The sequence below is a fragment of the Aeromicrobium erythreum genome, from assembly GCF_001509405.1.
Classification (GTDB): domain Bacteria; phylum Actinomycetota; class Actinomycetes; order Propionibacteriales; family Nocardioidaceae; genus Aeromicrobium; species Aeromicrobium erythreum.
On the sequence record NZ_CP011502.1, the window covers coordinates 2,347,430 to 2,360,495 of the forward strand.

A 13,066-nucleotide genomic window follows, 5' to 3' on the forward strand; every position below is an offset into this window, starting at 1 on the left:
CTCACTCCCAGAAGATGCGTTCGACGACCTGTCTCGCGTGCCGGGTGGCGCGCAGGTAGTCGTCGACCATGCGTTCGCTGTGCTGCTGACCGTACCCCAGCAGGTGCGCGACACCGGCGCGTTCCTCGCTCTGCTCCACCATCGACTCCGCCGGCTTGCCGCGCATGAGCACGACGGCGTTGCGGATGCGGCTCACCAGCCGCCACGCGTGCAGCAGCACCTCGGCGTCGTCCGCGGTCACCAGCCCGGCGTCGGCAGCGGCTGCGAGGGCGCCGCAGGTCGACGTCGTGCGCAGTCCGGGAACCGCGTGGGCGTGCTGCAGCTGCAGGAGCTGCACGGTCCACTCGACGTCGGCGATGCCGCCGCGACCGAGCTTGAGGTGCGTCTTCGGGTTGGCGCCCCGCGGGAGGCGCTCGGCCTCGACACGGGCCTTGATGCGCCGGATCTCGCGGACCTGCGCGTCCGAGACGCCGCCGTCGGGCCAACGCAGGGGCTCGACGAGCGCCTCGAACCGGGCGCACAGGTCGGCGTCGCCGACGCTGGCGCGCGCACGCAGCAGGGCCTGGGCCTCCCACACCGCCGAGTACTTCTCGTAGTACGACGCGTAGGCGGCGAAGGAGCGCACGAGCGGTCCGTTGCGGCCGTCGGGTCGCAGCTCGGCGTCGACCTCGAGGGCCGGGTCGTCGCCGGGCGCGCCGAGGGTGGTGCGCAGCGACGTCGCGACGGCCGTGGCGGCAGCCGCCGCCTCCCCGTCGTCGGCGCCGGGCAGCGGCTCGTGCACGAACATGACGTCGGCGTCGGACCCGTAGCCCGACTCACGGCCGCCGAGGCGGCCCATGAGGACCACGGCCATGCGCGTCGGGAAGGGCTCCTTGCCGGCCTCCTCCCGCTGGCGGGCGACGGCCCCGATCGAGGCGGTGAGCGCGGCGCCGAGCGTCGCCTCCGTGAGGTCGGACAGCGCGGTGCCGACCTCGTCGATGTCGAGCCGGCCGAGGACGTCGGCGATGCCGATGCGCGACAGCTCCCGGCGTCGCACGCGTCGGACGGCCTTGATGGCCTGGTCGGGCCGGGTGTGGCGCCTGGCAGCGAGCTGCATCTCCCCGCGCAGGCGCTCGGCGTCCCTGGGCACCAGCTCGGCGTCGTCGCCGAGCAGCGCGACGGCGTCGGGCGCACGCTGGACCAGGTCGGACACGTAGCGGCTCGACCCGACGACCGCCGCGAGCTGCTCGGCACCCTCGCCCTCGTCGCGCAGCTTGCGCAGGTACCAGTGCGACTCCCCCAGCGACTCGCTGATCCGTCGGAACGCGAGCAGGCCGGCGTCGGGCGCGGGCGACTCCGCGAACCACTGCAGCATGGCCGGCAGCAGCGAGCGCTGGATCGCCGCGCGTCGGGACACGCCTGACGTGAGCGCCTGGATGTGCGCGAGGGCGCCCTTGGGGTCCTTGAAGCCGAGCGCCATGAGCCGGGCCTGCGCCGCCTCGGGCGTGAGCCGCAGGCCCTCGTCGGGCAGGGAGGTGACCGCCTCCAGGAGCGGTTGGTAGAAGAGCTTCTCGTGCAGGCGTCGCACGAGGCGCTTGTGCGCCTGCCAGTCCTTGACCAGACCCTCGGCCGGGTTCGCCCGGTAGCCCATGGACCGGCCGAGGCGTCGCAGGTCCTCCTCGTCGTCGGGCACGACGTGGTTGCGCCGCAGCCGGTAGAGCTGGATGCGGTGCTCCAGGGTGCGCAGGAACTCGTAGGCGTCCTCCAGGGCGGCACCGTCGCGCCGGCCGACGTAGCCACCCTCCGTGAGCTCGCGCAGCGCCTCCAGCGTGGTGGGGCTGCGCAGCGACGCGTCGCCCCGACCGTGCACGAGCTGCAGCAGCTGCACCGAGAACTCGACGTCGCGCAGGCCGCCCGACCCGAGCTTCAGCTGCCGCTCGCGCTGCTGCGACGGGATGTTCTCGATGACGCGCGTGCGCATGGCGCGGACGTCGCGCACGAAGTTCTCGCGGGTGCTGGCCTCCCAGACCTTCGGCGACAGCGCGTCGAGGTAGGCCTGGCCGAGCTCCGCGTCGCCCGCCGCGAACCGTGCCTTCAGCAGCGCCTGGAACTCCCACGTCGACGCCCACCGGTCGTAGTAGGCGACGTGGCTGCGCAGCGTGCGGCTCAGCGGACCCTGGGTCCCCTCGGGTCGCAGGTTCGCGTCGACCTCCCAGATGGTGCCCTCGCGGGTGTGGTCGGAGCAGAGGCGCATCATGGCCGATGCGAGACGTGCGGCGATCCGTCCCGCCACCTGCTCGTCGGCGCCGTCGGCGGGCTCGTGCACGAAGATCACGTCGACGTCGCTGACGTAGTTCAGCTCGCGGCCGCCGGTCTTGCCCATCGCCATGACCGCCAGCCGCACGCAGTCGGCGTCGGGCTCGTCGCGGCGTGCGAGGTCGAGGGCGGCGCCCAGCGTCGCCATGGCGAGGTCGGCGAGCTCGGCCGACGACTCCTCGAAGCTGGTCAGCGCGGTGAGGTCGCGGGCGGCGACGTGCAGCAGCTTGCGGCGGTAGGCGACGCGCAGGGCGTCGGCGTCGTCGGCGTCACCGAGCTGCTGGCGCATGAGGTCGAGGTCGAGCGGGACGGGCGACAGCCGGTCGGCGGCGAGGTCCTCGACGTGCTGCGGGTGCCGGGCGAGGAAGTCGCCGAGCGCCTCGCTGGTGCCGAGGACGATGAGGAGCCGCTGCCGCAGCTCCGCGTCGCCCCGCAGCGTCGCGAGCAGCCGCTCGACCCCCCACGTCTCCGCGATCGCCACCAGCGACGCGAGCGCGGTGTCGGGGCTCGCGACCGATGCCACCTGCTCCACCAGCGCGTCGTCGATGCCGTCGAGGCGGGCGAGGTGGGCCGCGGCCGCCGCCCCGTCGCGGAATCCACGACGCGCCAGGGCCAGCTCGGGAGACTCGGGGGGCACGCTCGCAGGCTACCGGGGGTGGGTGGAGGTGCTGTGACGTGCTGGGGGCGTGGGTGGGGTGTGGGTGTGGCTCGGCCTGCGGGTGCGTCAGCTCGGCTTCTCGTTCGGGTGCGGCTGCGTCGGCGCGGCTTCTCGTTCGGGTGGGGCTGCGTCAGCGCGGCTTCTCGTTCGGGTGGGGTTGCGTCAGTGTGGCTTCTCGTTCGGGTGGGATTGCGTCAGTGTGGCTTCTCGTTCGGGTGGGGCTGCGTCGGCGCGGCTTCTCGTTCGGGTGGGGCTGCGTCGGCGCGGCTTCGACTCGTCCTGCGTTCCGAAAGGGCCTCGACCGGGCGGCTGGCAGGGGCGGCGGCTCGGATTCTCGGGCTGTAGCTCGCGGGGGGCGCAAGAATCCGCGTTTGCGCGTCCCATCGGTGGATCTACAACCTTCTCAGCGCTCTACAGGTGGCATATCCACCGCCGGCGGGGCTAGACGTGGCAGAGATTCTCCCTTCTCGTGGACCGTGCCACGAGAAGGGAGAAGCGTTGCCCACCCCAACGCAAAAGGCACCCAAGATTCTTCATTCGCGCGTAGAAGGTCTAACGCTTCTGCGTTGGTGACGGGATCCCGTAGCAAACGCAGAACCCTTGGCCCTCCAACGCACGTACGCAGATTCTTGGGTCCCGCGCGGGCCACAGCCCGAGTGCCCAATCCAGCGCGGTCGCCAGCCGCCCGGTCGAGGCCCTTTCGGAGACCACACCCAGCGGAAGCCGAGACAGCGCACCACCGAGCCCAGATCCCCTGCGGCAGCGCACCGCCCGAGTCAAGACCCCCGAAGGCAGCGCACCAGCAAGGTCACGGCCGACGAGCAGCCGACCACCCCGCCCGTCAGAGGACGGGCAGGAGGCGGTCGATCTCGAACTGGGTCACCTGGGAGCGGTAGGCGTCCCACTCCTGGCGCTTGTTGCGCAGGAAGAAGTCGAAGACGTGCTCGCCGAGGGTCTCGGCGACGAGCTCGCTGCTCTCCATCTCGCGGATCGCCTCGTCGAGGTTGCGCGGCATGGGGGTCAGGCCCATCGTCTTGCGCTCGCGGTCGGTGAGCGACCAGACGTTGTCCTCGGTCTCGGGCGGCAGGGTCGAGCCGTTCTCGATGCCCTTCAGTCCGGCGGCGAGGACGAGTGCGTAGGTGAGGTAGGGGTTGCAGCCGGCGTCGATCCCGCGGTGCTCGACGCGCGCCGAGCCACTCTTGTGCGGCTTGTACATCGGCACCCGCACGAGCGCGGAGCGGTTGTTGTGGCCCCAGCTCAGGTAGTTGGGGGCCTCGTAGCCGCTCGCGAGCCGCTTGTAGGAGTTGACCCACTGGTTCGTGACGGCGGTGATCTCCGCCGTGTGCTCGAGGACGCCCGCGATGAAGGAGCGGCCGGTGGCGCTCAGCTGGTACTCGGCACCCGCCTCGTAGAAGGCGTTCTCGTCGCCCTCGAACAGCGACAGGTGCGTGTGCATCGCGGAGCCGGGGTGCTCGGTGAACGGCTTGGGCATGAAGGAGGCCCACTTGCCCTGGCTGAGCGCGACCTCGCGGACGACGGTGCGGAACGTCATCACGTTGTCGGCGGTGGAGAGCGCGTCGGCGTAGCGCAGGTCGATCTCCTGCTGCCCCGGTCCGCCCTCGTGGTGGCTGAACTCGACGCTGATGCCCATGTTCTCGAGCATCGTGATGACCTCGCGACGGAAGTCCTGGCCGCCACCCTGCGCCGTGTGGTCGAAGTAGCCGGAGTCGTCGACCGGGACCGGCCGTCCGCCGACGTCGGGCTTGCCCCGGAAGACGTAGAACTCGATCTCCGGGTGGGTGTAGAAGGTGAAGCCGGCCTCCGAGGCCTTCGTCAGCGTCCGCTTGAGCACGTGCCGCGGGTCGGCGAACGACGGCGACCCGTCGGGCATCGCGATGTCGCAGAACATGCGCGCCGTCGCGGGCGCCTCGCCCCGCCACGGCAGGATCTGGAAGGTCGACGGATCGGGCTTGAGCAGCATGTCGGCCTCGTGCACGCGGGCGAACCCCTGGATCGCCGACCCGTCGAAGCCGATGCCCTCGCTGAAGGCCCCCTCCAGCTCGGCCGGGGCGATGGCGACCGACTTCAGCGAGCCAAGCACGTCGGTGAACCAGAGCCGCACGAACCGGACGTCACGCTCCTCGAGCGCCCGGAGGACGAAGTCTTCCTGCTTACCCATGGCCAGAGTCTCGCACGGGTCGTGTTACGGCGATGTTTCGTGGTCGAGGCGGCTCAGGGGATCGTCGGCACGCCGTCGTCGACCATCCTTCCGCGGACGTACTGCCACCCCTCGTCGGTCCGCGCGAAACGACTCACCTCGTGCAGGACGCCCGGCTCGTCGGCGAGGTAGGCGGCCCGGAACTCCACCACGCCGAACGCGTCGCCGACGTCGCCGGCCTCGGTGCGCAGCACCTCCAGCCCGAGCCACTCGAGGCCCGGGTCGTGGTCGACGCGCCTCGGACGGGTGGTCGGGTGCCAGGTGCGCAGCAGGTGCCCGCCGTCGCCGCGGACGTACGCGGTGTACCGCGACCGCATGAGTCGCTCCGCCGTCGGCGCTGCCTCGCCGTCGAGGTAGGGCCGGCAGCAGTCGTCGAAGGGTGCACCGGTGCCGCACGGCCAGGTCCTGGCCATGACGACATGATGCGGCACGCTCGACGCCCTAGGCTGACCACGTGCCTCAGCTCCGACTCGCCCTTGCTCAGGTCAACCCGCGTCTCGGCGACCTCGACGGCAACGTCGAGCTCGTCGTCGCGGCCGCGCACGAGGCGGCGCAGGCGGGTGCCCACCTGCTGGTGCTGCCGGAGATGGTGCTCAACGGCTACCCGGTGGAGGACCTCGCCTACCGCCTGAGCTTCATCGACGGCACCCGCGCGCACGTCCCGGCGCTCGCCACCCGCCTGGCCGACGAGGGGCTGGGCGACCTCGTCGTCGTCGTCGGGCACCTCGACACCGCGAAGGACCACATCGACACCGAGCGGCTCGGGGTGCCGAAGAACGCACCCACCAACTCCGCGTCGGTGATCACGGGCGGGCGCGTCGTCACCCGCTACGACAAGCACCACCTGCCGAACTACGGCGTGTTCGACGAGTTCCGACACTTCGTGCCTGGCGACGAGACGCAGGTCGTGCAGGTGCACGGCGTCGACGTCGCCATCGCCATCTGCGAGGACATCTGGCAGGACGGTCCCTCCGCGGCAGCCGACGCCGCCGAGGCCGGGCTGCTGGTCGTGCTCAACGGCTCCCCGTACGAGGCCGCGAAGGACGACACCCGGCTCGAGCTCTGCGCCCGACGCGCGCGCGAGGGCAGCTGCGCCCTCGCCTACGTGAACCTCGTCGGCGGCCAGGACGAGCTGGTCTTCGACGGCGACTCCCTCGTCGTCGACGCCGCCGGCGAGCTCGTCGCCCGCGCCGCGCAGTTCGAGCCCGAGCTGCTCGTCGTCGACCTCGACCTGCCCGCCGCGACGGCTCCGATGCCCGACCCCGACGCCCGCTTCGCCGGACTCCGGGTCGAGCGCACGGTCGTCTCGTCCGAGCCGCTGGAGCCGTACGAGCCGCTGGAGCCGCGTGTCGCCGAGCGGTGGGACGACCTCGGCGAGCGCTACTGGGCGATCGTGCTCGGCCTGCGCGACTACGTGCACAAGAACGGCGGTCGCTCGGTCCTGCTGGGGCTCTCGGGCGGCATCGACTCGACGCTCGTCGGCGCGATCGCGGTCGACGCGCTGGGTGCCGAGAACGTCTTCGGGGTGTCGAACCCGAGTGCGTGGTCGACCGACCACAGCCGCAGCGACGCCGCCGAGCTCGCGCGACGCACGGGGCTGCAGCTCGACACCGTCCCGATCGCCCCCATCTTCGAGGCCTACCAGGACGCGCTGCACCTCGACGGGATCGCCGAGGAGAACCTGCAGGCCCGCATCCGCGCCGTGATCTGGATGGGCCTGTCGAACCAGCACGGGCACCTGGTGCTCGCCTGCGGCAACAAGTCCGAGCTGGCCACCGGCTACTCGACGATCTACGGCGACGCGGTCGGCGCGTACGCACCCATCAAGGACCTGCCGAAGACCCTCGTCTGGGAGGTGTCGCGCTGGCGCAACCGCTGGGCCGAGGAGCAGGGCGAGCAGCCGCCGATCCCCGAGAACGCGATCGACAAGGAGCCGTCGGCCGAGCTGCGTCCCGGCCAGCTCGACTCCGACTCCCTGCCGTCCTACGACCTGCTCGACGCCGTGCTCGACGCCTACGTCGAGCGCGACCTGGGCGCCGCGGCCGTGGTGGCCGAGGGCTTCGACCCTGCGCTCGTGGAGCGGGTCGTGACGCTGGTCGACAAGGCCGAGTACAAGCGCCGCCAGTACCCGCCGGGCCCGAAGGTCAGCCGACGCAACTTCGGCCGCGACCGGCGCGTGCCGATGACGAACGGGTGGCGCGAGTCGCTCGACTGACCTGCGGCGCGAACCCCAGCGCACACCGTGCGCACACCCGGCACACCCGGGGCATGACCTGGGGCACAGCGACGTGACAAACGTCGTCGATGCGGCAGGATGGTCCTCGTCCGTGGACCCCCACCGAGGGGCTGCGAGAAGAGAGGGAACCACCATGTCCGAACCCACCCCTGCCCCCGCGACCGGCACGAGCACCTCGGCGGAGGAGCCCGCCCCCTATGGCGGCGGCCCGTCGGCGTCGGCGACGTCCGTCGGCACCGCGGCCACCGGCCCGACGACCGACCCCGCGATCCGTCGTGTGCGCACCCACCACCTGCAGCAGTGGAAGGAGCAGGGCCACAAGTGGGTCATGCTCACCACGTACGACCAGTACACGGCCGCGACGTTCGACGAGGCCGGTGTGCCCGTGCTGTTCATCGGCGACTCCGCCGCGAACAACGTCTTCGGCTACGCGTCGTCCCTCCCGGTGACGGTCGACGAGCTGCTGCCGCTGGTCAAGGCCGTCACCCGCACCGCCCGTCGCGCGCTCGTGGTGGCCGACCTGCCGTTCGGCTCCTACCAGCGCTCCCCCGAGCAGGCGTACGACACGGCCGTGCGGTTCATGAAGGAGGGCGAGGCGCACGTGGTCAAGCTCGAGGGCGGTGCCGAGATGGCGCCGCAGATCGAGCTGCTGACGAAGGGCGCGGTGCCCGTGATGGCCCACATCGGCTTCACGCCGCAGTCCGAGCACGCCCTCGGCGGCTACCGGGTGCAGGGTCGCGGAGACGCGGCGTCACGGCTCATGGAGGACGCCCTCGCGGTGCAGGAGGCCGGCGCCTCCTCGGTCGTCATGGAGATGGTGCCCGCGCCCATCGCCGCCGAGATCACCGAGCGGCTGCACATCCCGACCATCGGCATCGGTGCCGGGCCGAGCTGCGACGCCCAGGTCCTGGTCTGGCAGGACATGCTCGGCCTGCGCACGGGCAAGGCGCCGCGCTTCGTCAAGCGCTACGCCGACCTGCACGGCATCATCCTCGGCGCCGCGCAGGAGTTCGCAGCCGACGTCGCGTCCGGCACCTTCCCGGCCCCGGAGCACTCCTTCGACGCCTGACAAGGCCCGCCGGCAGGGCCCGTTCACGTGGGGCCCCACGTAAACAGGCTCTCCCCCACGCAAACATGCGCCCGACCTGCGCGTTTACGTGGGGCCCCACGTGAACGGGCTCTCCCCCACGGAAACACGCGCCCGATCTGCACGTTTGCGTGGGGCCCCACGCAAACGATCAGACCTGCCAGCCCCAGGCGAGCACGCCCACTGCGTTGAGGGCGACCCAGGCCGCGAGAGCGTACACCGGCACCCAGGGTGCGTCGGCGGGGCGGGTGGCGATGCGGCGGCGCAGCAGCGGGACGAAGGACGCCAGCACGAGCAGGTGCAGGACGATGCCCCACCACGGTGCGTAGAGGACGGTCGAGACGACGAGCCACAGCATGACGACGAGGCCGCCGACCCCGATCCACGGGCCCGACCGCTCCCGCTCGCGTCGCGTGCGCCTCACGGGCGAGGTGCGTCGTCGTTCCAGTCCGGGTCGTTGTCCCACGACTCGTTGCGCTCCTGGACCGTCTCCAGGGCGTGCTCGGCGGCAGCGTGCGTCGGGTACGGGCCGAGGCGGTCGGAGGCCTTGCAGCCGTCCTCACCCTCGACGGTGTGGTGCTTCAGGCAGAAGTAGAAGGCAGGGGCTTCGGCACTCATGACGCCATCCTGCCGCACCGCGCGCGCCGCCGCCCCTCACCCGGGTCCGCTCCGGCCGCCCTCGTAGCATGCCTGGGTGCCTCTCCTACGCCCCGGCCACGTCTCCCCGCTGCGTCACGTCCCGTCGACGATCGATCGTCCCGAGTACGTCGGCCAGGCGGCGCCGCTGCCCTACCGTGGCCCGCTGGTGCGCGACGCCGACACCATCGAGCGGATGCGGGTCGCGGGCCGGATCGCTGCCCAGGCCCTCGACGCCGTCGAGGCAGCGATCGCCCCGGGCGTCACGACCGACGAGCTCGACCGGGTCGGTCACACCTTCCTCCTCGACCACGGCGCCTACCCGTCGACGCTCGGCTACCGCGGCTACCCGAAGTCGCTGTGCAGCAGCGTCAACGAGGTGATCTGCCACGGCATCCCCGACGACCGTCCGCTGGAGGACGGCGACATCGTCAACATCGACATCACCGCCTACGTCGACGGCGTGCACGGCGACACCAACAAGACCTATCTCGTGGGCGATGTCGACGAGGAGTCGCGGCTGCTCGTCGAGCGCACCCGCGAGGCCACCCACCGGGCGATCCGCGCCGTGAAGCCGGGCCGACGCATCAACGTGATCGGTGCCGTCATCGAGGCCTACGCCAAGCGGTTCGGCTACGGCGTCGTGCGCGACTTCACGGGTCACGGGGTGGGCCCCGCGTTCCACGACGGCCTGATCGTGCCGCACTACGACGATCCCGCCGCGGACACCGTCATCGAGGTGGGCATGACGTTCACCATCGAGCCCATGCTCACCCTCGGCACGATCGAGTGGGACCAGTGGGACGACGGCTGGACGGCCGTCACCCGCGACGGCTCGCGCACCGCCCAGTTCGAGCACACGCTGCTCGTCACCCCCGACGGCGCGGAGATCCTCACCCTCCCCTGACTGTTTCCGTGGCATCAGAAACATCGTGGAAAGCGAGTAGGCGGCCAGCGCAGCGATATCTCCAAGTTCCGTGTAAGACTACCGGCGCTTCTGGCCCTGACTCTGTCTCCCCGCTCCCCTGGACTTCGGCGCGAGCGAACTCACAAACTCAGACACGACTTCCGTCAACGGTTCGCCTACCGCAGCCTTGAAATTGAAGCCTACGAGCTGCAAGACCGTGAGCGTCTCGACGGAAACAAGCATCTTCAGCGCCTCCAGGGCCGCTTTGTCGTTTTCGCCTGACATACTCATCAGGGTCTCGGCCGTAGGGATCAGCTTCTCTGTAATGTAGGAGATCTCTTCAGTCGTAATCGTCTGTGCCACGAGCTGCTCACGCAACACGTTGGCAATGCTCATCAGTTCCATGCGGTCGTCGACCAACTGGTTGATGATTTCAGCGAGCTCGTTGATCGTGTTCTCGTTCTGCTTTGCCGCACGAGCAGTTTGAACCCTGGTCTGCACGGCACCTGCCGTGTTCCGCGCAGCCACCTCCGCGAGTCGCACTAGAGCCTCTGTAATTGTCGGGTCGATCACGGATACCTCCTCAACTCTTGAGGGACTGAATTTTGATCCCTCCGACACCGATTGAACCTGGCCATGTCTACGATAGTCCCCGTCCTTGCGAATTCCACTGCTTCACGGTGCGTATCGTTGCAGCCCGACGTCGCGCGGACAAGCGACAAAGGTCCATCGCAACCAGATCTGAAGGCCATTCATCTGAAGGCCATGCACGCCCGGTCAGGAGCGGAAGTCCTCCTCGCCGGGTATCGCCGGATATGACCTCAACTCGCGACTTCCGAGATGCTTGAAATCGGGATCTATGGGCCACTTCTTCCGACTCGACTGTCGACGCCGGACAGCATCCCCGATCGTGCCGACATCGTCGGCATGTACAGCCCAATGCTCACAGTTCGCGGGTCGTTGCGCAGGTGGCACCTCCAATTCATCAATCCACTCAGGATCGGCAGGGGCGACGGGAATGCTGGCGTCCTTCATGGCCAATTCGAAGGGAACGTGATCTCGGTGTCCATTAGTGCGGACGAGATGCTCTCTCATGCGTCATCACTCTAGAGTCATATCCGCATCGGATGCGTGAAGGATGGCTTTACCGGCAAGGAAAGCAAGCCACCCGAAACGTTCACCTGTCCGGTCGCAGCCATCCGCCTTCTCCCAAGTGGGAACTCGAGCAGTGCGCCGGTCCCGTCAGAACAGCCGACTTCGAACCGCAACAGCGGACCTAGCCTCGGTGAACGTCAACTTCCCCGACGACAAGCGAGGACGGTGCGATGTCCTCAAAAGCACGCAGCCCGGCACGCCCTCCTCGCGAGTTTCTACCGTTCAAGACAAAGGGCGAACGAGGCGGCCTGTAAGCCGGATTCTGTCCCCGGCCCGAGGGCTGGGGGGCGACCATCCATCTGGGTCACGCATTGCTGCGTGCCTCGAGCGACCTACCCGCTGACGTCGGACGAGCAGCCCGTCAGCGCAGGCGCCGGAGCGCCCTCTTGGTCTTGCTCCCGGTGGGGTTTACCGAGCCGACGCCGTCGCCGACGTCGCTGGTGAGCTCTTACCTCACCGTTTCACCCTTGCCCGCACCCCGTGGCCCGAAGGCCGCGGGGCCGCTGGCGGTCTGTTCTCTGTGGCACTGTCCCGCACGTCGCCGTGGGTGGCTGTTGGCCACCACCGTGCTCTGTGGAGTCCGGACTTTCCTCGACGGACCGGAGCCCGCCGCGGCCGCCCGGCCGCCTCGTTCGTCGTCCAGTCTAGGCCGCAGCCGACCCGGCCCGGGACCCCGGACACGTCTACGCTGGACGCGTGGAGCTCGAGGACGAAGCCCGGACGACGTCGGCGATCGGCGAGCTGCGCCCGCGCCTGCACCCGGAGCCGGTCGTGTATGCGATCGTCGCGCCCGGCTTCGACACCTCGACGGCGCTCGCCACCGTGCGCGAGCGGGAAGGCCTCACGGTCGTGGTCGAGCAGGTGGAGGCCGAGGAGGACGGGCTCGTGTACGAGTTCGTGGGCGCGTGGATCACGCTCGCCGTGGTGTCGGCACTCGACGCCGTCGGGCTCACCAGCTCCATCTCCACCGCCCTCGCCGCCGAGCAGATCGCCTGCAACGTCGTGGCTGGCTTCCACCACGACCACCTCGTCGTCCCGTGGGACCGACGTCACGATGCGCTGCGCATCCTCGATGCCCTAGGGTGAGGGTCGCGAAAGGGAGTAGTCCCCAATCGCTGCGTCGACATACTGATGCCGGGCCCTCGGGCCCCGCCTCCGGTGCAGCGGGCCAGGACCGTGAGAACGGTCCGGCGGACGAGACTTTCGACCCGAATGTCGTACACACACGACGGTCCGGGTCGAGGCTCGTCGATCGTGGCTCCTCGTCCTGGTCCGGACGAGGAGAATCCCATGTTCGAGGCCCTGTGGCTCAGCACCGCCGTCATCTTCGTCGCCGAGCTCGGCGACAAGAGCCAGCTGATGGCGATGACGTTCGCCACCCGGTACCGCGCACGCGACGTGCTGCTCGGCATCACCCTGGCGACCGCGATCGTCCACCTCGCGTCGGTCGGCATCGGCTACGCGATCGGCTCCAGCTTCGAGCAGTACCAGGGACCGATCGCGATCGCGGCCGGCATCGCCTTCCTCGGCTTCGCCGCCTGGACGCTGCGCGGCGACGAGCTGACCGACGACGAGGCCGACAAGGCGAAGAAGGCCACCGGCTCGGCGCTCCTGGCCGTCGGCCTGGCGTTCTTCCTGGCCGAGCTGGGTGACAAGACGATGCTGGCGACCATCACGCTCGCCGTCCGCGAGGACTGGCTCGGCACCTGGATCGGCAGCACCGTCGGCATGGTCGCCGCCGACGCCCTGGCGATCGTCGTGGGTGCGGTCCTCGGCAAGCACCTGCCCGAGAAGGTCATCAAGATCGGTGCTGCGGCGGCGTTCGCGATCTTCGGCGTGCTGCTGATCGTCGAGGGCCTGCGCTGACCGGCCGG

11 protein-coding genes and 1 other RNA gene are annotated in these 13,066 nt (G+C 70.0%); 5 read left to right on the forward strand and 7 right to left on the reverse strand.

The features are described from left to right. Window position 1: 1 nt before the first annotated feature. The 3 genes from Aeryth_RS11060 to Aeryth_RS11070 form a co-directional block, all read right to left on the reverse strand. The gene (locus tag Aeryth_RS11060; RefSeq protein ID WP_067858515.1) at window positions 2-2,932 is read right to left on the reverse strand and encodes a bifunctional [glutamine synthetase] adenylyltransferase/[glutamine synthetase]-adenylyl-L-tyrosine phosphorylase; all 2,931 of its coding nucleotides are present in this window, start codon (window positions 2,930-2,932) and stop codon (window positions 2-4) included. A gap of 862 nt (window positions 2,933-3,794) precedes the next feature. Continuing rightward, window positions 3,795-5,132, reverse strand: coding sequence for a glutamine synthetase family protein (locus Aeryth_RS11065; protein WP_067858518.1), 1,338 nt, complete (start codon window positions 5,130-5,132; stop codon window positions 3,795-3,797). A gap of 53 nt (window positions 5,133-5,185) precedes the next feature. Further along, window positions 5,186-5,584, reverse strand: a complete 399-nt coding sequence (locus Aeryth_RS11070) for a YchJ family protein (RefSeq protein ID WP_067858520.1) — start codon at window positions 5,582-5,584, stop codon at window positions 5,186-5,188. A 41-nt stretch (window positions 5,585-5,625) separates the two neighbouring features. On the opposite strand from Aeryth_RS11070, the gene Aeryth_RS11075 reads away from it, so the two are divergent. Next, window positions 5,626-7,386, forward strand: a complete 1,761-nt coding sequence (locus Aeryth_RS11075) for an NAD+ synthase (protein ID WP_067858523.1) — start codon at window positions 5,626-5,628, stop codon at window positions 7,384-7,386. Between the two features lie 154 nt (window positions 7,387-7,540). Next, a complete protein-coding gene (panB, locus tag Aeryth_RS11080; protein WP_067858526.1) occupies window positions 7,541-8,476 on the forward strand; it encodes a 3-methyl-2-oxobutanoate hydroxymethyltransferase in 936 nt (311 codons plus the stop codon). A gap of 169 nt (window positions 8,477-8,645) precedes the next feature. Here the strand turns inward: panB and Aeryth_RS11085 are convergent, their stop codons facing one another. Further along, complete coding sequence (locus Aeryth_RS11085) at window positions 8,646-8,918, reverse strand: hypothetical protein (RefSeq protein ID WP_067858529.1); 273 nt, start codon at window positions 8,916-8,918, stop codon at window positions 8,646-8,648. Further along, window positions 8,915-9,112 (reverse strand): hypothetical protein, encoded by a 198-nt coding sequence (locus tag Aeryth_RS11090; RefSeq protein WP_067858532.1) that lies wholly within the window; start codon window positions 9,110-9,112, stop codon window positions 8,915-8,917. Before Aeryth_RS11090 ends, Aeryth_RS11085 begins: the two co-directional genes overlap by 4 nt. Before the next feature lie 76 nt (window positions 9,113-9,188). On the opposite strand from Aeryth_RS11090, the gene map reads away from it, so the two are divergent. Continuing rightward, window positions 9,189-10,037: a type I methionyl aminopeptidase gene (gene map, locus Aeryth_RS11095; RefSeq protein ID WP_067858535.1), complete on the forward strand. Its 849-nt coding sequence runs from the start codon at window positions 9,189-9,191 to the stop codon at window positions 10,035-10,037. A 78-nt stretch (window positions 10,038-10,115) separates the two neighbouring features. Here map and Aeryth_RS11100 read toward each other — a convergent pair whose 3' ends face one another. Together Aeryth_RS11100 and rnpB are read right to left on the reverse strand one after the other, a co-directional pair. After that, window positions 10,116-10,610 carry a hypothetical protein gene (locus Aeryth_RS11100; protein ID WP_067858538.1) on the reverse strand — a complete coding sequence of 165 codons (495 nt, stop codon included), beginning with the start codon at window positions 10,608-10,610 and terminating at the stop codon, window positions 10,116-10,118. Between the two features lie 817 nt (window positions 10,611-11,427). After that, an RNA gene (gene rnpB, locus Aeryth_RS11105) (RNase P RNA component class A) lies at window positions 11,428-11,823 on the reverse strand. A 65-nt stretch (window positions 11,824-11,888) separates the two neighbouring features. Between rnpB and Aeryth_RS11110 the strand changes: the two genes are divergently transcribed. Both Aeryth_RS11110 and Aeryth_RS11115 read left to right on the forward strand, forming a co-directional pair. Beyond that, a complete protein-coding gene (locus Aeryth_RS11110; protein ID WP_067858541.1) occupies window positions 11,889-12,278 on the forward strand; it encodes an ACT domain-containing protein in 390 nt (129 codons plus the stop codon). Between the two features lie 204 nt (window positions 12,279-12,482). Next, window positions 12,483-13,058, forward strand: coding sequence for a TMEM165/GDT1 family protein (locus tag Aeryth_RS11115; RefSeq protein WP_067858543.1), 576 nt, complete (start codon window positions 12,483-12,485; stop codon window positions 13,056-13,058). Window positions 13,059-13,066: the final 8 nt, after the last annotated feature.